Below are 19,473 nucleotides of genomic sequence, written 5' to 3' on the forward strand. Positions count from 1 at the left end.
AAGCTGTTTGATTTTCTCATCAGTGCTTTGTGGATTTTGGGAGGTTTGTGCTTGAAGCGTGAAAGTAGTAGAAGCAAGTATGCCAACAAGTGCTAGGGCAGAAACTACGCTAGCTATTTTACGAGAGAGAGAGAGAGAGAGAGAGAGAGGAATCGCGTCTAGTGCGCAGTTTTGCGCTTGCTTGGCACTTTTGTTGTAAATGCGTGTAGGACATTGTTGTATCCATTGTGTTTCCTTTGTGTTTTAGATTTTTGCGCAGATAGTTTGCGTTATTGCTTTATTATCTTTGGAATGCTCGCAAAAATAAAGCAAGATTAGCAAAATCTAGCGCAATGGGAATTATAGCATACAAATTTCACTACGACTAAAACGCAATATGTAAAATCTAAAAAGAGTGGGGTAAAGTTTTGTAAAGTTTTTTGTGAAATCACTTTTGTGATTTTAGAAGCGCAAAAATTGTGCAAAACAAAAATTGCAGTATACAAAAATTGTGCAAGGCACGAAGTTGCGCAAGGCACAAAAGACTTCATCTATGCCAAATAATAAAAACCCTCAAATGATTAAAATAGCAAAAATGCGCTTAAAATTTGCGCGTAAAACTACTGCTTAAATAGGGATTCTAGGGCGTCTTTGCCGACTTTTTGAGAATCGCTAGATTCACTAGAATCACTTGCTTGAGATTCTTTTGCTTGCTCTTTTGGTTTTGTGTCTTGTGTGCTGGATTCCAAGCTAGATTCTAGCTCCTCTTTTGTCAAATCCGCAGAATCTATTAGCTCGCTAGATTGACTAGATTCTTGCAATTCTTCTTGTGTGGCTTCTTTTGGTGCTTCTTTGCCTACTTCCTCTAGCTCTATGTCATAGCCTGTAAGCATACACGCTAGACGGATATTTATCCCACTTCTGCCGATAGCTTTGCTTTTTTGGTCGGTGGCGATTAGGACTTTTGCTTTTGGGCTTTTTTTGTCATTTTTGCTACTTTGCCTAGAATCGCTAGATTCTTGCGCTTCATTTTGTGATTCTTGTTGTATGTCTTGGGTTTTTTCTATTTTTACCCCCAAAATCTGCGCAGGGGATAATGCCCTAGCGATAAACATTTCAGCCACTTCGCTGTATTCGATACAATCGATATTTTCGCCATTTAGCTCCCTACTTACCGCGTTTATACGCACGCCCTTTGTCCCCACAGTCGCACCTATGGGGTCGATTCTAGGATTGGCAGTATAGAGTGCTACTTTTGCCCTTTCACCCGGGATCCTAGCACTTTTGTGGATTAGCACTTCGCCGTCTTTGATTTCTGGGACTTCGTTTTCTAGGAGGGCTTCTAGCATTCTAGGTGTGGTGCGCGAAATCTCTAGCCTCACGCCGTCTTTTTGAAACTTCACACTACGCAAAATCCCGCTTACCGTGTCATTTATTTTAAACTTTTCGCCTTTTATGCGGTTTTTTAGCGGAAGTATGGCGCGAACTTCGCTAGCAGATTCTTTTATCTCTATGTGCGTGTTTTGGGCATCATCTATGGCGATGACTTGTCCGCTGACTATTTTGCCCTGCATCGCTTTTAGCGTGGTGTATAGCTGATTGTCGATAGTTTTTTGGATATTGTATCCAAGGTCTGAAAAAAGCGCATTTACTGCGTTTCTACTCATATTTTCTAGGCTTATTTCGTAGTGGATTTCGTCATTTAGGCTTATATCTGGTGCGCTTTTTTTTGCCTCTGAAATCCTAATAAAGTTTTGGGAATCCTTGCTAGCCCTCTCATCATCATCAGCGCACACAATCACAGCGTGGATAAGCCTAAAATCGCGCTCTTTTTCGTCCTCCTCAATGATATAGTTTAGCTCCTCGCCAAATTGTTTTTTTGCTGTTTTTATAATCGTTTCTTTGACTACTTGAGAGACAGCCGCTGGCTCTAGTCCCCTCTCGTGCGCAAGAAGCTCAATAATGTCTAAAATCTTTTCCATTTTGTAAGTCCTTTTAGCTTGTGTTGTGGTGGATTGTGATAATTGTTAGATTTTACGCGTTGTTTGAAATAGTTTGGATAAAATCCCTAAAAAATCCAAGTATCAAAACATAGCAAAAACTTTTGCAAATTCCGTGATTATAACAAAAATTTAAGGCAAATTCGTTACAATAACGCGAAAATTTAAGCGCGAAAACAAAACGCGTTAAGGAGAAAAAATGGAGCTAAAACTCGCATCAATGGACTTAGGACAGACTTTGGCAAAAGGACAGGCAAAACCTCAAACAACTAGCATTGTCATAGAAGATTTGGCAAATGAAGTGGAATCAAAAGAGGGTATGCAGATTTTATACTTCGATAGAAGCTGTAAGGACAAAGACCTAAAAAAAGCAAAAGCACTCATAGAAGCAAAAGGCAAAACCGTCTATATGGGAGAAGTGCGATACGGACTAGATAGCGCGGATATGATTTATGAATTTCGCATTATTTAGGTTTTGGAAGTGCACTTGTGCGCTAAAACAATGAATTTTAGACTTTAATTAGATTTTGCAATGAAACTTTTTATCCAAACGCTTGGTTGTGCGATGAATGAACGCGATAGCGAGCATATCATAGCCGAGCTAGAATCAAAAGAGGGCTACACACTCACAGATGAGCCAAAAGAAGCGGATTTGATTTTGATAAACACCTGCTCGGTGCGCGAAAAGCCCGAGCGCAGGCTGTTTTCTGAAATCGGGCAATACACCCAAATCAAAAAGCCAAATGCCAAAATCGGTATCTGTGGCTGCACCGCAAGTCATCTAGGCAAAGAAATCATAAAAAAAGCCCCGAGTGTAAATTTCGTGCTAGGAGCGCGAAATATCTCTAAAATCACGCAGGTTATCCACCAAGACAAAGCCGTAGAAGTCGCACTTGATTATGATGATAGTTTGTATGCGTTTGAAAGTGTGCGACAAAGCAAAATCAAAGCATTGCTAAATATCTCTATCGGTTGTGATAAGTCCTGTGCCTACTGTATAGTCCCACACACTAGGGGCAAAGAGATTTCTATCCCGCCAGATTTGCTACTAAATGAAGCAAACAAGCTAGCCCAAAATGGTGTCAAAGAGATTTTGCTACTTGGGCAAAATGTCAATAACTATGGGGTTAGATTTTCTACCGAGCTAGAATCCAAATATAAAGACATAAATTTCCCCAAACTCTTGCGACTGCTAAGCGAAGTAAATGGCATAGAGCGCATTCGTTTTACTTCGCCTCACCCACTGCATTTTGATGATGAGTTTATAGAAGAGTTTGCAGCAAACAAAAAAGTCTGCAAATCTATCCATATCCCGCTTCAGAGTGGCTCTAGTGCGATTCTAAAAAAAATGAAACGAGGCTATACAAAGGAGTGGTATATCAAGCGTGCGCTAAAAATGCGCTCACTTATGCCAGAGCTAACCATTAGCACGGATATTATCGTGGGCTTTCCCAGTGAGAGTGAGAGGGACTTCAAAGAGACGCTAGAAGTGCTAGAGAGTGTGCGATTTGATACGATGTATAGCTTTATCTACTCGCCTCGTCCGCACACACTAGCGCACTCTTGGGGGGAAGCAGATGCTATCCCAAAGCAAGTAGCCCAAGAGAGATTAAGCGCATTGCAAAACCGACATAGAGAGATTTTGCGCGAAATCGCACAAGGCGAGATAGGCAAAGTCTATGAGGTGCTTATTGAGAATACTTATGCAGATGAAAAGCAAATCTTTAGCGAGGGTAGAAGCGATAATAATCGCTTGCTACACATTCAAGGAGTGAAGCTAAATATCGGGGATTTTGCACGAGTGCGAGTAAGCCACAATGAGGGTGGAAGCCTATATGGCGAGGTTTTGAGCTAGAATCTTATATTTTCCTAAATGCTATATTTTAGATGTTGTCTATGATAATTTCTTGCCACATTTCGCCACAGATAAAATTAACTAGGAATGTAAAATCGCTGTTTGCACTCATTGCAGTGGATTTTGGGCAGATTTTGGCAAATATTTTGCAACCCCAAACTACCTAACATAAAACTATCTATCCAAGTCAAAAATAATCGACATTGCCTTAAAGGCTTCGTATAAATCGGTTTTGAAATGATACAAAATCCCGGGGACTATGAGGATTATCACACAAAGTGCTATGCCGATTTTGATAGGGAATCCAAAGGAAAAAAGATTAAATTGTGAGTGGGTTTTCATAATCATACCAAAGACAATATCAGATAGCAAAATAATGCCTAGCACAGGGAAAGCCATAGCAAACCCTAGCGCAAACATTCCACCAAATGCGCGGATAATGTAGTTTATGACATTTGGCGAGAAAGCCACCTCTCCTAGTGGCAAAATCTTAAGGCTATATGCGATAAATTGCAAGACTAGATGATGAAAATTTAGCACGAGGGCTAGCACAAGTGCGCTTATGATGAGGACTTGAGCGATGATTGGGCGGGTGTTGCCACTGCTTGGGTCATAGGCACTTGCCATAGTCATACCCATAGAGAAACTTATCGTATCACCTGCTATGGCAAGCGAGCTAAACACCACTTGAAGTAGCAAAGACGCCATAAACCCTAGTGCGACTTCCATAAACGCCGCATATAGCAAATCAGGCAGATTGGTAATCACAGCAGGAGAATGCGCCAAAGGCAAAAACACGATAGTGAGAAAAAACGCCAACGCACCGCGCACACTCACAGGCACAAGCTGGGAATCAAAAAACGGGAAAAACGCCAAAATCGCGCTAAAGCGCAACAAAAGCAAAAAAAATGTCGTTACATTCCCATCGGTTAGATAAGATAAAAATTCCATTTTTACGCGCCTTTAGGTGTGGTGGGTGTGGGGTAGCAAAATCATTTTGCTAAAAAGTGCTTTTGCTGAAGTGATTTTTTGCTTAAAAAATTGGCAAATTTTTAAGCAATCTCTGTGATTTTCTAAACTCGCTAAAGTTTATAAAAATATCAAAGCGACATTATATTAAAAAAATCTTAAAAAATATGAATGTATATGCCTTTTATTTTTGATGATTTTTGTGATTTTTTACGCAAAATTGTGTTTAAAAACTATTTATTTTTAGGATTTTTTGCAAAAATTTTTCAAAATTTTCGTGCAAAAAGTAACCAATAGTAACAATTACAGGGGAAAATACTCAAAAAATACGCTTTTTGCATACAAAAAAAAAAAAACGCGTTACAATGCCTATCAAAATAACGAGTTAATGGCAAGATAATAGGATAAAACCTTAAGATTTCACACCAAAATCTATAAATTTGATTTTGCTAGATTTGGTTAGATTTTGCGCGTAAAATTTGCGCATAAATGCGTCAAATGTATGCCAAGTCAAGTTGTGTGCTGATTTAGCACAAAATCTTGCGCAAAATCTTGTATATAAATCAAAATATATGCGAGATTATGCACAAGTGTGTGAGGTGGATTCTGCCATAATCGTTGTTTATCCAAATACGAAAGGACTCTATCTCTATGAGAAAGACTATAAACAAAACGATAGGCACAAAAATAGGCAAATATCTAGCCACTGCACTTCTTGCAGGTGCGTGCAGTGTCGCAAATGCCGAAGTAAGCGGGGTGTTTGCAGGACTGCAAGTGGGCTATGGCGACTTGGTGTACAAAGTGCAAACCCGCACAAACGGACTCGCTCAATATCCAAGCGATAAGAATGTAAGCGATATGCAATACGGCGGAATACTTGGCTATAAGCATTTTTTCAGCGATAAGTTTGGATTCCGCTTGGGCGGGTATTTCACTTATACAAATCTACGCTTTGTCGATGATATGCAGCAAAAGCAAGATATTAGCGTTATGGCTTATGGTGGAAGCTTTGATGTGCTACTAAACGCCGTGTCTAAGCCAAGTGTGGATGCGGGATTTTATGCGGGATTTTATATAGGTGGCAAGACTTATGATTCTGCTCGGATAAACGAGCTAGAAGAGCAATGGAGACTAAATGCTACTCGACAAGGCACTCAAACAATCGCAAAAACCCACCTAGATGTGGGGGCAAATCTAGGTATGCGCATACACTATTTGAAATACAATGGCATAGAAGTAGGTGTAAGTTTGCCGTTTTTTGAGCATATTTTGTATCAAAGAAGTCAAGAAACACTAGGAATGGTTGTGAGCTATCGTCATAGCACAACCTCAAACTACGCGGTGTATTTCCGCTATACGCTTAGCATAAACACAAGCAAAGGAAGTAGCTCTCAATCAACCCCTGCAAGCACAAAAAGCACTAGCAAGGGAGGTGCAAAATCCACCGCTAAGCCATCAACTCAAAATAGAAGCCAAGCAAACACAAGAGGTGGAAGCAACGCAAGGGGAGCAAGCAATGCAAGAGGTGGCACCCCCACAAGAAGTGGCAATAATGCTAGAAGTGGCAACCCTAGAACTACCTCTGCATATAGACGATAGCGCGTAAAGACTATGAAAATTAAGGAGCAAACAATGCAAACAACAAAATCTATTAGCAAGGATTCTAGCGTGCAAGGCTTTGGACGAAAGTCATTCTTAAGCAGACTGCTAGCGATATGCACGCTTACTTGTGCTATATCAAGCAATGCCTTTGGAATCTGCAATGAATATCTCTGCCTAAATATCCGCGCAAGTGCTGGAGGGTGGTATGGACTTGATAGTGGCACTAATGCCAAAATCACAAGCTATGGCTGGCTAGTGGGGGCGTATGCTAGAATCACTGATGACAAAGAGCGGCTACAAGTGCTTACTGATGTCAAAATCGGGCTTGGGGATTCTAACCTTAGCGGAAGTGCGTTTAGACTATATGGCAGCAAAATGGAGGATTTGTTTTATATTTTGCCAATCAAAGCTGGGTTTAATGTGGCAAATCAGAGAATGCCATTTTTTATAAACCTTTTGTATGAGGCAGAAAAGTATAGAAGAGACTATGAGCAAGGCAATGGATTCAAACTTCAGACGCGTGGAATCGGTGCAGAAATCGATGGTAAATTCCCTCTAGGCAAAGTTTCACTAGAATACGCTTTTGGCGCGAAGTGGATATTTGACTCCTACTACAATATCTCTCAAACCTATGCCAACCGCGCAGAAATCAAAGATAGTGGATATGGGCTAAATGGAAGCATAGGAATCTCTATGCCCATAATCGATAGGGCTTTGTTTTTCATAAAGGTAAGTGGCAGATATAGCTATATCGGGCAAAGCGAACTACTGCTACACACTTCAGGTGCAGGACAAACGGGAGCTATCGTAAATGTGCAATACCCTGCGAGCAATAATATTTTGGCAATGCTTGAAATAGGCTTTGGATTTTAGGGCGATACTTTTGGTATAAATATTTGCAGGGATTTTGTGAGGTTTTAAGCTTGATTGCAAGAAAATTTTGTTAAAATTCGCCTTTATTTGCGCTTAAAAGTTTTAAGCGATTGTTTTTAAGCAGATTCAAATAAAGGCAAATTCAAACAAAGGATAGAAAATGGCACGAAAATGCTTTTTCACAGGCAAAGGACCAATGGTAGGAAACAATGTAAGCCACGCAAACAACAAAACAAAAAAGCGTAGCTTGCCAAACTTGCGAAGTATCCGCATAAAGCTAGAAGATGGCACAAGTGTGCGAGTGAAAGTCGCTGCCTCCACACTGCGAACGATGAAAAAACACAATAGCTAAAGCAAAAATCCTTGCTTAGAATCTAATCCTAGAATCTAAATAAGTCATTTTAGATTCTAGGCTTTTAAGTGAAGTCTAAGCCAAGCGAAGTCTAAACCGCATAAAAAGTCCAAGCTAAAAAATCTAAGCAAAAAATCAAAATTCTTAAAAATCCTTAAAATACATAAACTTTATCTACACTTCGTCATATAAGTCCAAAATATCAAGCAAAATAAGCAAAATCTATAAAATCATCAAAATCCATAAGTCAAATTAAAGCGAGGATTTAGCTTGCTTAGCAAAATCAAAAAATTCATCAAATGGGGCAACTCCAATAAACCAGATATAGATTTATCCCCACAGCTATATGAGCAGTTTAAAGCCTTTCGCTTACCTCTTGTGCTGATTCAGGTGTTTATCCTTGTGGGGACGATTGGGTATTTTTTGCTCGAGGATTATTCAATCGTGCAAGCATTTTTCCAATCTTCCTACACTTTTACCAACACAGGATTTGGCGCGCTAAATGAGCGCAATTTCACGCCACTAGCAATACTTTTTACGGCGTTTTTGATGCTGTGTGGTGCGGGGATTATCACTTTTAGCGTGGCTTTTATCGTAGGGATTGTCAATGCAGGCACGCTAACTAGAATACTAAAGGAGAGAAAAATGATAAATAATATCGCTAGATTGCGCAATCATTATGTAGTGTGCTATCACAACGAATACACAATCGAGCTTAGCAAGCAATTTAGAGAAGCGCATATACCATTTGTCGTGGTGGATAATAGCGATAACTTCGAGGAGGAGGCTATCTCTCATCGATACCCATACTATATCGTAGGCGACCCCCAATCAACCACTTCAATGCTAAAAACCCACCTATCTGCCGCGCGAGGTATCGTTACATTCTCAAAAAATCTCTCTGATAATATCGCCCTCATCGTATCATCTAAGCTATTTGCCCAAGAGCTAAATAGAAAGCCACTTTATATCATCTCTAGCGCACACAGCGAGGAGCAGCAAGGCAAACTCCAAAAACTAGGCTCTGATATTGTCATCTCTGCGCCCAAGCTTATGGCACAGCGAATCAGTGCTATGGTTTTGCGCCCAGATATGCAAAATCTACTTGAGAGATTTGCTTACAAAAACAACACAGGGCTTGACTTAGAAGAAGTGTTTGTGCCACGATATAGTTGGCTCGTGCTTCGCAAACTAAAGGATGGGCATTTCAACGAAATCGCAAAAGTCTTTATCGTAGGTATCACACAAAAAGACGGCAAATACTTCACTATGCCCGATGCAGATGTGGTAATCACAAGTGAGTGCAAACTCCTAATGATAGGCACGCCAAGTGCGATTAGTGAGATACGAAAAGTCATAATGCAAAGCAAGAAGCCAAAGGAACTTGATTTTATTTGATTTTGGGTTTTATCTTTTTAAAGGGGTTGTAGCAAATGCAAAAAAGTCTGCCAAAAAGGTGTCATAATGTCAAAACGAGAGAGAGAGAGAGAGAGTAGTTCACGACTAATACTTAGTTCCCCCTCCCTTGCGGAGGGGGCTAGGGGGTGGGTAAATTCTCACTCCAAAACTCAAGCAAAGTCGGCAACTGCTAGCGAATACACCATTCCGTCATTGCGAGCAAGCAAAAAGACTTGCGTAGCAATCCATAAGTCAAAAAGAAAATACATAGATTGCCACGCAAATGCTAGCGCATTTGCTCGCAAAACAAGGCGAAGCCGTAGTTTCTTTAGTAATGACGAATTTTCCCGCGTTTTTACTAGCGTAAAAGATACCCACCCCCAAACCCCACTCGTGCTGCGGGAGGGGGCTTTAAGAAAAGCAAACGCACTCGCTTTAAGGAAAGTGGCTTTAAGAAAGCCAAGTGCTCTCGCTTTGTCGGTTTGTGCAAAACATCAATATAACAACAAAATAAGCCAATCAGCTTTTATCCTACTTACGCGCAAGCTAGCAAAATCATTGCTTGGGATAGGCTTAGCTAGTGGGATTTGCACAAATACTGCTATGGCTATTTGCACTTTTGTAGAAAATGATGCTAGCTCTACCCGAGATGTAAGGTGTGAGGGCGCAATAACTTCGGGATTTACAGGTAGCGATTTGTCAGGTAAAGCATTTTTAACCACCATAACACAAACAACACAATATCGCACGACAAACTACCACATAGGCAATGCAAACACATACTCCTACATAGTAAGCCCATCTCGCATAATAGCTTATTTCAAAAAGAATGAGAATGACTCGACTGATAGGCGACATAATGTAAGATTTCTCAATGTCAGCGCACCAAACACTTGGTTTGATTTTCGCAATGAAAAGTCTGGGGCAGATGCTCCCATAACTCTCTCTGTGGAAGTAGGAGCAGGTGCTGTTGTGGGTAGGCTTATCCTCACAGGAAATATGGAAACACTTAGTGTTTTTGGCTCTGGTGCGTATTTGGGGCGACTTGAGTCTGGTAGTAGCACCACAACAACAACTATAAAAACCCTGCGACTAGGTGAGAGGACTACTATAAATGGCATAGAGCAAGGCGTGGGCAATGCCCTGCTAGGTAGCAACAACATTGGTATAAAAGTAGAGCGACTTGAGCTAGATGGGATTAGCCTAAATATCAATAGTAGTGGGGCTGTTTGGAATAACCCCAAAGGCAACCCAACAACAAGAGAACAACATCTCTCTTTTATCGCGGGTTCTCTCACTACCCATAATGTCAAGCCACAAAGTATCATAATAAACATTGGGCAAGGAGCGCAAAAAGGCGTAGAATACAGGTATGAAAACCTCATACTTAAAGGTGATGGTGATGATAAACTAACAGGCATCAATGGCACTCATATCACAGCGGGGCAAGGCGTAAGGCTTACAAAAGGCTCAGATGGATTTTTTCTCCAAGCAGATGTCAGCACTTCTCAAGGCTCTAGCGTGTATCGCGCACTTGCCCTAAGCTATATGCGTAGAAGCGTGATGACGCAAAATATCCTTGATACAATGACGACAAAGACATTTCATAGCGATAGATACTATGAGCAAGAAGCACAGCTAAAAGAACTAAAAGAGGATATGGGCAGGCTTACAAATTCTAGCAAAAGGTTTTCTAAGCTAACGCGCTCAAAAAACCAAGATTCTATCGACAAAGTGCGCCAAAAAGTCGCAAAGCTGACTTTGGAGCAAAGCAGGGCACAAAATCTAAAAAAATATAATAATTTTGAGCTTATCGACCAGCTAGATGCGATGTTTATCCCATATAATGGCAGGAGGGATAATCGAGTGTTTGTGCTGCCTTATAGTGCGCACTCGTATGCGGATATGGGTAGCTCTAACGCAGTAGAGTGGGTAGGAGGCACGCTTGTAGGCTTGCAAAAAAATCTAAGAGCAGCGGGAATCATCGGTGGCTATGTGGGCTATGAGTTTGTAAATACTAGCACCAAGCTACTTGGAGCAGATACAAAAATCCAAACAAACGCCTTGCAAGCAGGAATGCACTACTTTAAGTCATTTGCATTTCGCAAAAGGGCTTGGGAGGGATTTATCAAAGGCAATATTCGTGGCGGGGTTGATTTCCCACAATTTTCTATGCAAGTAGCTGGGCAAAGTGTGAAGCTAACCTCTGCTTCAAGTGCTTCTAAAGTGCCACTTATGTGGAGTGTGGGTGCAGAAATGCGCACGGGGATTACATTTTATCAATACAAATACAATAGCTATGTAGCCCCTGAAATCGGGGTTAGCTATGATTTGCTCTCAAGCATAGATATGGCAATGAAAAAGCCTGTGCAAATCGGTGCAGATGAGCTACACAACGCTATTTCTTGGCATTTGCCACAAGCCTCTTTTAGCGTGCGCTACTATAAAATGTGGGGAGAGGTGTTTCGCACGAGCGTCAAAGCAGGTGTGAGATACAATATATTTAGCACGCAAAGAGCGCGCTTTAGTATCGGGGCTTTTGATGATAATGGAATTATAAATTTGCCTATCGGGTATGGGAATCTAGCACTTGATTTTATCTGGCTAATAAAGAAAAATCACGAACTAAGTTTGGGCTATGATGGGCTTTTTTATGCAAACAAATTTGATAAGGGTGCGGAGGATAGGTTTAATGGTATAACCACTACTTTGAATCTCAAATATGCCTATTGGTTTGGTAGCAAGGCAGGGGCTACGCCAAGCATAAAGAGCAAAAAACCAAAAAGCACCAAAAAAGAGAAAAAGCCTAAAGAGCCTAAAAAAGAAGTGAAAAAAGAATCCAAAAAAGATGCTAAGGCAAAAAAAGAGATGAAAAAAGAAGCCAAGAAAAAAGCCAAAGCAGAGTCAAAAGCAAAATCTAACAAAAAAGATACAAAAAAGAATCCTAAAAAATCTAAGTGAGGTTTTTTTGGCAAGTGGATTTCCTATAATAGATTTCAAGCGCAGATTGAAATGTGGTTGTCAAAAGCGATTGTAAAGAATGTGTTTATCGTAGTATTGCCACATAAATAATGAGTGTGTCAAAATGTTGTCGTAATGTAATCAAAATGGGAAAGAATAGAGATTCTAAGATTTTGCCCTCTTTATGTGCGTGTCAATGCGTGATTTTGGAAGTTTTATAATCCTGTGTGTAAAATAAGATAAATTCCGCAAGTTTTGCAGTAATACTTTTTGGCGACAAGCACAATCAAAGCCAAGCCCTAAAATCAAGGCTTGGCAACTTCTTGAGTAAAATTAAAGTGTATTAAACAAATCTGTGCTTAGGTATCTTTCCGCAGTGTCATTAAGCACGGTAAGGATAGTTTTATCGCTGTGTGCTCTTGCGATTTGGAGTGCTGCACTCACATTTGCACCGCTGGAAATTCCGACCATTATGCCGATTTTGCCGAGCTTTTGCGCCATAGCGATAGCATCATCATTTTCTACGCACATTATTTCATCAATAACGCTACGATTTAAAATTTCTGGGATAAAGTTCGCCCCAATGCCTTGAATCTTATGCCCGCCTGCTTGTCCCTTGCTAAGCAGTGGTGAGGCAGCTGGCTCTACACCTATGATTTTTACGCTTGGATTTTTTTCTTTGAGCACTTCGCCCACGCCACTTATCGTCCCGCCTGTGCCAAAGCCCGCTACAAAGTAGTCCAAATCCGCCCCAAAGCTATCCCAAATCTCTACTGCGGTAGTTCTTTTGTGCATTTCTTTGTTGGCAAGGTTGCTAAATTGGCTTGGCATAAAGGAGTTTGGCGTATTTGCCAAAATCTCATTTGCCTTATTAAGCGCACCTTTCATTCCCTCGCTAGCTGGGGTAAGCTCGAGCTTCGCACCAAAGAGCTGCACCATTTTTCTACGCTCAATACTCATAGATTCTGGCATTGTTAGAATTATTTTTAGCCCTAAGCTCGCGCAAATCATCGCCAAAGAGATTCCCATATTTCCACTTGTGCATTCTACAATGGTGGTGCTAGAATTGATTTTGCCACTTTTTAGTGCCTCATCTATCATCGCATACGCCGCTCTATCCTTGACAGAATGGCTGGGATTAAGAAATTCGCACTTGCCATAAAGGTTTGGCGCGATTTGCTTTAGACTGATGATTGGTGTTTTACCGATGATGTCGGTGATATTTTCATAGACTTTCATTATGTCTCCTTTGTGTGTTTGTTCTCTGGCTTGTATAGATTTGCCAAAGTCGCGCTAAGTGTATCACAGAAATCCTAATATATCTTGCCAAATCTGCTTTTTGCCACTTTTGATTTTGCTTTATTTTTGCGCTTTTTGCGCGATTTTGCCACTACTTTATCGCCATTTTACACTATTTATCTAGGCAGATTTTATAGACTTTGTTGCGTATTTTGACAAGCAAGCCCACTTCCATAAGCTGATGAAATGTCTTTACGATTGTAGGCTTGCTTACATTTAGCTCCTCTATGATATACTCATAGCTTCCATAGAAAATCCCCTCTTCATCACAATGCTCTAACAAGAAGCGAATGATTTCGATTTTTTTGCCACCTACAAAAGTATTTATCGCGCTTAAAAGCATATTTTTGGATTCTATTTCTTTGGCTTGGATTTTTGGCAATATAGCTTTAAGCATCGTATGAAGTAGCTCGGTAATGTTGATAGGCTTTAGCACATAGCCATCTACGCTTAAGCTAATGGCATCAAGTAGATAGTTTACCTCTGTGTGCGCAGTGGTAAAGATGATAGGGCATTGGGCATTGTGCTTACCCTCGCGCACTTTGCGAGCAAACTCAATACCATTCATTTTTGGCATCAAAATATCACTTAGGATTAAATCGACTTGATAGGTGTTGAAAATCTGCAAGGCTTCTATGCCGTTTTTTACCACCAAAACCCGCTCTATATATTCCTCTAGCACCATTGTGGTAACTCTTGCTACTTCTTCATTATCCTCTACATAAAGTAGAGTGAGGTTTTTTAGCTCCTTTAAGTCTTTCATTTTATCCCCTTAGTCATTTATGGTGCTGTTTTTGTTGAAATTCAATGGAAATCTTATCATAAATTTCGCTCCGTAGCATTCTTTATTGAGTTCTTTTGCCACCCACGCGCTGTTTGCCACCTCTATGCAGCCACCCATTTGCTTTTCGATAATTTGCTTTGCCATATATAGTCCTATGCCCGTGCCTATGGATTTGTGCTTGGTGGTGAAATATGGCTCAAATATTTTATCAATTTGTGGAATTTTGATTCCACCTCCATTATCCATTATGCAGATTTGAGCGCAATCAGCTGTTTTGCTTGCTTGAGTGCTTTGAGTTAGCACGCAATGAGAGTTGCGCGAAAGAGTGATTTGGATAATCCCACTTTGTGCGTCAAAATCGCTAGAATCTTGGGCTAAATCGTGCATAGAATCTTGCTTAAAATCAAGTGCGCATTGCGTGAGTGCGTCTTGGGCGTTTTTGATGATATTTAGCACGATTTGACTAAAGGCATTTTCATACCCAAAAATCTCAATATCTTCCTCATATTCAAAAAACACTTGGATATTGTTTTGCTCCAAAGTAGGCTTGATTAGCGCGATAGAATCCTTGATACTCGCACAAATAAAAAAATTCTTTTTTTTGATATGAGGCTGAAAAAAGTTGCGAAAATTCTCTATGGTGTCTGACATATTGTTTGCAATCCTTAGGGCATCTTGTGTTTGTGCTTGTACTATATCTTTGCTAAGCGTGCCATTGTCGTATTTGAGCTTAAAATTTTGGATAAGAATGATGAGTGAGTTTAGTGGCTGTCGCCATTGGTGTGCGATATTTTGTATCATCTCCCCCATAGAAGCAAGGCGGGCTTGCTGATACATTATCTGGTCTTTCTTGCGTGATTGCTCAATTTGCTCGGTGATAGTTTTTTGTAGATTTTGGTTAGTTTTTTTTAGCTCATTTGTTTTTTGCAAAATGATTTTTTCTAGCCTAGCATTTTTGCCACGCATAAATCCCACAAACACGCTTGAAGAATACAGCGTAACCACACTCACAAAAATCATAAACCCAAGCAAAAATATCATCGTATTGGCATACATAGAATCCGTTATGCTATCTTGTAGGCTAAAGATTTCGATATTTTTCTCAAAAATATCATTGATTTTGTTGCTGACTTCTATGCTGTGATAAAGTAGCTGTGTGGCGTGCTTGTCAAAATCTTTAGAATCTCGTTTAGCAAAATCTTGCTTTGCATAATCTTGCTTGGCGATTATGTCCTTTGTCTGCTCTATGAGGGTGGATAGCTCATTTTTAAGCGCGTCTTTTTGAGCGATTTTTTCTCTCACTTGGGCAATGGATTTGGCAAAAAATAGATTTTGATAAAGCATTTTTAGCGAGTGCAAAATCACTTTTTGCTCAGTGTCCTCCTCATAGTCTTGCCATTCTTTTAGCAAGGATTGGTATTTGGATTCTAGCTCTTTTTGGGCTAATTGATTTTGGGATAGGGGGTTATAAGCTGGCGAATTATAAGCTGGCAAGGAAGTGTAGAATTTTTGGATATTTTGGAGGGATTTTGATTTGTGCACGCGAAAGCCTATACTTGCGTCATACTCATATTTTAGCCCACTAAGTGCTAACAAGCCCGTGATAGATACAAGCAAAAAACCAAACGCAATAAGAAGTAGCAAAATCTTTGTTTGTCGCTCTAGTGTGTTAACAAAAAATGGAAGCCTAATGCTTAACATAGATTGTGTTTCCTTAGATTAGAATTTAAGATTAGGATTTTTAAGTAAAATTTGGCATTATTTTAGTTGGTTTTTGTGTATTTTTACACATTATCGCAGGATTCCCACACAATCTCATCACGGATATAAGCGACATAGCCATTTATTTCATAGTCGCTATATAGGCTTTTTAGTGCGCGGACATAGCCACTTACTTGCTTTTTGTGCTCATCTTTATACTCCTGCTTGGTAGAAGCCCCACTTTTATAATCATAGACAAAAATCCTATCTCCCTCCCGCACAAGCAAGTCGATACGCTTTAGTTCGCCATCAAAAAATAATGGCACTTCTACTAAAATCTCTTGCAAATTCTCTTGCGAAGTCTCTTGTGGAATCTCTTGTGAAGTCTGTGTCAAAGATTCTTGCGAAGCCTGCGCTTGCGCTAAATTCTGCTGTGGATTTTGTGATTTTTGCAAAAACGCTTGGAAACGCGGATTTTCTTTTGTAGCGTGAGTGAGGGCTAAAAGGCGTGAAATATCAATGCTTTCTCCAAAATGATTTTGCAAAATATTGCGCAAGATTTCATCGCCAACTCCAAAGCCTAGCGCGTATTCTAGTGCTAAGTGAAGTGCATTACCAAAGCGGATTTTTTCTGCGTTTGGCAGGGCATTTGGCAATGATTGGGATTCTTTTTTTAGTGTTTGATTTTGTGCGCCAAAGGGCATTTGGGTTAGGATTTTGGGGTTAGTTGTTTTTTGCTCCTCTTTTGTTTTTGCTTGTGGCTTTTTGGTGGCTTTATCTTTCAGGCCTTTTAGCGTCTCTATCCCTGCAGAGCTATCCAAAAACGATGATGAATCAATGGATTTTAGTATCTCCTCAAACGCACTTTTGTCATCTTTGGGGACGATGATAAGCCCATCTTTTGCTCTAGTGCAAGCGACATAAAGGACATTATTTTTTTCTATTTTTTCGGCATTTTTAGCCACTTCTAGTGCTAAGCGAAATCCCTCATCGACAATCTCTCTATTTTTTTGGACAAAATATACTTTGTCATCATAGACAAAATTTTTGGGACTATGCCTCTCTCCTCCGAGTCTATCAGCCAAAATCACATATGGAAACTCTAGCCCTTTTGCTGCGTGAATAGTCAAAATCCTAATACCTGCATAATTCTCTTTTGGTGGTGTGATGCTTTGTGATTCTACTCTAGCGATAAACTCGCTAAGAGTTTCGCTATGTCTTGTTTGCACTATTTGGAGGCTTACTTCAAGGAGTTTTTGGGCATTTTTATCATAGATATGAAAAGATTTGATGATTTCTAGGATACATTTGCTAGGCTTTATGATTTTTTCATTTGCAGAATTTGCAGAGTGTGCGAAATGCACAGAATGTGCAGAAGTGGTTTGATATGATTTTTTTAGGCATTCTTTTAGGGTGTTTTTGTATGATTGCAGTAGCTCTTTTTGCTTCTCTTGTGGAAAATCAAACGCTTTTTTGCCTGCGATTTTTAAGCACTCATACACATAAAAATCAGCCGAGTTTTTGGAGGATTTTTCTTGTGTGCTATCATTATCTTGTGTGTGATTATCTTTGATACTTTGGATAAATTTTAGCGCACTTAGGATAAAGCGCACGCTAGGCTTTTGGACAAAGGCAGATTTGATTTCAGGTGTGGTTTTGATATTTCTAAACCGCTCTTTTATCGCTTCATTTATGCTAAAAATATCATCATTTCTAAAGCACAATATCGCAATATCATTTGGCTGCACGCCTAGTAAAAATAGCGTTTGCAAACTCTCTAGCACTTGCGTAACTACGATATTTTCACTTGTATCATCTGCGGGATTTGTAGATTCAGTAGAATCAGTGGATTTGGCAGAATCACCAAAATCATTAGATATGGTTTTGGTTTTATTTGGGCTAGATTTTGCTTCGTTTGATTTTTGGCTCAAATCTTGCGCAATGCAAATAAAGCCATTTATATCAAAGTCGTTTTTTGCAAAGCTACTTGTGGTAGCTCTAGTAGTGCAATCTTGTATTTGTGATATTTGATTTTGTGGTAGCGTCTGATTTTGGTATTGCTCTGCAAAGATTTTGCCAAAGCACGCATTTACAAAATCAATGATATATTTTTTGCTTCGATAGTTGTGTGGCAGGCTATGTGTATGTAATGGCGAATGAGAAATAACCTCATCAAAAAATCCCGCTTCACTCCCCCTAAATCCATAAATGCACTGCTTAGAATCCCCCACAAAAAACACGCTTCTATCATCTACCTGCCCGCGTATATCCCTCCCCCTACCCGCGTATATCTCATCAATTAGTGGCTGTAAAATGGCGTATTGCATAGGGCTAGTGTCTTGAAACTCATCAATCAAAATATGGCTAATGGTATTATCCATACGAAAGTAGAAAAACTGCGGGTCGATACCACCCGCACCCACATTTAACCCCTCTCCTAGTATAAGTAGCTCATACACTTTTAGGGCACAGTTTGCAAAGCTTAGTTTTTTGCTTGACCGTATAGATAGGTTTTTTGCCCTGCCAAAAGCGTCCAAAATCCTCTCTAGCTCCACAAAAATCACGCGCTCTTTTAGCAAAAAATATTGCTTTAGATATTGCTTTAGAACTGCTATATGCTTGCAAAACTCCGCATTTATTGCTTCATCTTTAAGTGGTGTTTTAAAAAAATTAAATTCTCTTGGCTCATCTTTTTGTAAAAATGTCCAACTCTTTTTTTTGATAAATTCTTGCGCACTTGTGGCTTGCACTGCGTTTAGTGCGCGTTGCGAGGCATTGCCTTTTTCTAGCAGGGCTTTTAGATGCTTAAGTGTGGATAAAACGCTAGATTCTACTTGGGCTAGCTCTTTTTTTGTCTTAGCTATTGAGTGGGATTTTATCTCTTGCAAAAACTTATCATTGAAGTGGATTTTGTCATTGTGCCACACTTCTAAATGCTCCATAACACGACTAAAATCTATGTCAAAATCAAAACAAAATCTAATAAGCCTATCAAAGATATTTGCAGAATCTGCAATGCTACTTTTTGACAAAATCGCCAAAAACTCCTCAAATAGCTCTTCCTCCTCTATGTCCTCGCCCATTTGGTAGTCTTGGCTAAGCCCGACATACCAACAAAATTTGTGCAAAATCGAGTTAAAAAACGCATCTATTGTGCAAATTCTAGGAGTAGAATCCAAAAATTCTTGGTAGATTTTTTGGCTATTTGCTTTTATTTCTTGTAGGCTAAGTCCCATACTTTGTAGCTGTGAGAGAAAGGGCGAGGTAGGCAGAGTATGCGGGTTTGCAAGCTCTTTTAGGGCGTTTTGGACGCGCTCTTGCATTTCTTTGGTGGCTTTGTTGGTAAAGGTAAGGGCTAAAATCTCGCTAGGCTTTGCGCCACGAAAAAGTAGCCACACAAAGCGCAAAGCAAGGCTAAATGTTTTGCCACTACCTGCGGAGGCTTTGAGTGCTAGAAATGGGTGTGAGAGAGGTTGAACAAAATGAGTGGATTGAGCATATTGAGTGGATTGAGAAGATTTGGAAGTGGGCTGTGATATATTTTGTGTAGATGATTTTGGGGTGGTTGATTGCGCTTGTGCAGATAATTTAGTAGCAGGTAGTTCAGTGGTGGTAGAATCCAATTTTTGCTCCAAAAATACTTTTATTGTTTATTGATTTAGTATTGTTGTCGATTTGGTATCATAGCAAAAATTCCTTA

Annotated in this window: 14 protein-coding genes; 8 read left to right on the top strand and 6 right to left on the bottom strand. The window is 39.9% G+C overall.

Annotation, left to right across the window (positions count from 1 at the left end; translation table 11 throughout):
* Positions 1-599: 599 nt before the first annotated feature.
* A complete protein-coding gene (gene nusA, locus CQA40_RS02265; protein ID WP_115519351.1) occupies positions 600-1,961 on the bottom strand; it encodes a transcription termination factor NusA in 1,362 nt (453 codons plus the stop codon).
* A 217-nt stretch (positions 1,962-2,178) separates the two neighbouring features.
* Here nusA and CQA40_RS02270 point away from each other — a divergent pair, with 217 nt between their 5' ends.
* Genes CQA40_RS02270 through CQA40_RS11530 form a run of 3 tightly spaced genes read left to right on the top strand, consistent with a single transcriptional unit; the run spans position 2,179 to position 4,001 of the window.
* The gene (locus CQA40_RS02270) at positions 2,179-2,451 is read left to right on the top strand and encodes an HP0268 family nuclease (protein WP_023927433.1); all 273 of its coding nucleotides are present in this window, start codon (positions 2,179-2,181) and stop codon (positions 2,449-2,451) included.
* Positions 2,452-2,511: 60 nt separating this feature from the next.
* The gene (gene miaB / locus CQA40_RS02275) at positions 2,512-3,834 is read left to right on the top strand and encodes a tRNA (N6-isopentenyl adenosine(37)-C2)-methylthiotransferase MiaB (RefSeq protein ID WP_115519352.1); all 1,323 of its coding nucleotides are present in this window, start codon (positions 2,512-2,514) and stop codon (positions 3,832-3,834) included.
* Positions 3,835-3,875: 41 nt separating this feature from the next.
* Positions 3,876-4,001 carry a hypothetical protein gene (locus CQA40_RS11530; RefSeq protein WP_258864431.1) on the top strand — a complete coding sequence of 42 codons (126 nt, stop codon included), beginning with the start codon at positions 3,876-3,878 and terminating at the stop codon, positions 3,999-4,001.
* Positions 4,002-4,008: 7 nt separating this feature from the next.
* Here CQA40_RS11530 and fliR read toward each other — a convergent pair whose 3' ends face one another.
* Positions 4,009-4,785 carry a flagellar biosynthetic protein FliR gene (gene fliR / locus CQA40_RS02280; protein WP_023927431.1) on the bottom strand — a complete coding sequence of 259 codons (777 nt, stop codon included), beginning with the start codon at positions 4,783-4,785 and terminating at the stop codon, positions 4,009-4,011.
* 669 nt (positions 4,786-5,454) lie between these two features.
* Between fliR and CQA40_RS02285 the strand changes: the two genes are divergently transcribed.
* The 5 genes from CQA40_RS02285 (at position 5,455) to CQA40_RS02305 (ending at position 11,989) form a co-directional block, all read left to right on the top strand.
* Positions 5,455-6,402: an outer membrane beta-barrel protein gene (locus tag CQA40_RS02285; protein WP_115519353.1), complete on the top strand. Its 948-nt coding sequence runs from the start codon at positions 5,455-5,457 to the stop codon at positions 6,400-6,402.
* Positions 6,403-6,435: 33 nt separating this feature from the next.
* On the top strand, positions 6,436-7,278 hold the full coding sequence (locus CQA40_RS02290) for a hypothetical protein (protein ID WP_115519354.1): 843 nt from the start codon (positions 6,436-6,438) through the stop codon (positions 7,276-7,278).
* Between the two features lie 160 nt (positions 7,279-7,438).
* Positions 7,439-7,630: a 50S ribosomal protein L28 gene (gene rpmB / locus CQA40_RS02295; RefSeq protein WP_023927428.1), complete on the top strand. Its 192-nt coding sequence runs from the start codon at positions 7,439-7,441 to the stop codon at positions 7,628-7,630.
* Between the two features lie 270 nt (positions 7,631-7,900).
* Positions 7,901-9,028, top strand: coding sequence for a TrkA family potassium uptake protein (locus tag CQA40_RS02300; RefSeq protein WP_023927427.1), 1,128 nt, complete (start codon positions 7,901-7,903; stop codon positions 9,026-9,028).
* Positions 9,029-9,094: 66 nt separating this feature from the next.
* The gene (locus CQA40_RS02305; RefSeq protein ID WP_115519355.1) at positions 9,095-11,989 is read left to right on the top strand and encodes a hypothetical protein; all 2,895 of its coding nucleotides are present in this window, start codon (positions 9,095-9,097) and stop codon (positions 11,987-11,989) included.
* Between the two features lie 333 nt (positions 11,990-12,322).
* Here CQA40_RS02305 and cysK read toward each other — a convergent pair whose 3' ends face one another.
* The 4 genes from cysK to CQA40_RS02325 form a co-directional block, all read right to left on the bottom strand.
* Positions 12,323-13,228: a cysteine synthase A gene (gene cysK / locus CQA40_RS02310; RefSeq protein ID WP_115519356.1), complete on the bottom strand. Its 906-nt coding sequence runs from the start codon at positions 13,226-13,228 to the stop codon at positions 12,323-12,325.
* A gap of 172 nt (positions 13,229-13,400) precedes the next feature.
* Positions 13,401-14,051 (bottom strand): response regulator, encoded by a 651-nt coding sequence (locus CQA40_RS02315; protein ID WP_115519357.1) that lies wholly within the window; start codon positions 14,049-14,051, stop codon positions 13,401-13,403.
* Positions 14,052-14,060: 9 nt separating this feature from the next.
* Positions 14,061-15,773: a sensor histidine kinase gene (locus CQA40_RS02320; protein ID WP_115519358.1), complete on the bottom strand. Its 1,713-nt coding sequence runs from the start codon at positions 15,771-15,773 to the stop codon at positions 14,061-14,063.
* Positions 15,774-15,856: 83 nt separating this feature from the next.
* Positions 15,857-19,396, bottom strand: coding sequence for a UvrD-helicase domain-containing protein (locus CQA40_RS02325; RefSeq protein ID WP_147290140.1), 3,540 nt, complete (start codon positions 19,394-19,396; stop codon positions 15,857-15,859).
* Positions 19,397-19,473: the final 77 nt, after the last annotated feature.

This window comes from Helicobacter sp. MIT 01-3238 (genome assembly GCF_003364135.1).
Taxonomy (GTDB): domain Bacteria; phylum Campylobacterota; class Campylobacteria; order Campylobacterales; family Helicobacteraceae; genus Helicobacter_B.

Coding starts and splice junctions, on each gene's coding strand:
- CQA40_RS02305 (WP_115519355.1), top strand. CDS start 9,095: ATGTCAAAACGAGAGAGAGAGAGAGAGAGTAGTTCACGACTAATACTT.
- CQA40_RS02270 (WP_023927433.1), top strand. CDS start 2,179: ATGGAGCTAAAACTCGCATCAATGGACTTAGGACAGACTTTGGCAAAA.
- CQA40_RS02290 (WP_115519354.1), top strand. CDS start 6,436: ATGCAAACAACAAAATCTATTAGCAAGGATTCTAGCGTGCAAGGCTTT.
- CQA40_RS11530 (WP_258864431.1), top strand. CDS start 3,876: ATGATAATTTCTTGCCACATTTCGCCACAGATAAAATTAACTAGGAAT.
- rpmB (WP_023927428.1), top strand. CDS start 7,439: ATGGCACGAAAATGCTTTTTCACAGGCAAAGGACCAATGGTAGGAAAC.
- CQA40_RS02320 (WP_115519358.1), bottom strand. CDS start 15,773: ATGTTAAGCATTAGGCTTCCATTTTTTGTTAACACACTAGAGCGACAA.
- cysK (WP_115519356.1), bottom strand. CDS start 13,228: ATGAAAGTCTATGAAAATATCACCGACATCATCGGTAAAACACCAATC.
- miaB (WP_115519352.1), top strand. CDS start 2,512: ATGAAACTTTTTATCCAAACGCTTGGTTGTGCGATGAATGAACGCGAT.
- nusA (WP_115519351.1), bottom strand. CDS start 1,961: ATGGAAAAGATTTTAGACATTATTGAGCTTCTTGCGCACGAGAGGGGA.
- CQA40_RS02315 (WP_115519357.1), bottom strand. CDS start 14,051: ATGAAAGACTTAAAGGAGCTAAAAAACCTCACTCTACTTTATGTAGAG.
- fliR (WP_023927431.1), bottom strand. CDS start 4,785: ATGGAATTTTTATCTTATCTAACCGATGGGAATGTAACGACATTTTTT.
- CQA40_RS02285 (WP_115519353.1), top strand. CDS start 5,455: ATGAGAAAGACTATAAACAAAACGATAGGCACAAAAATAGGCAAATAT.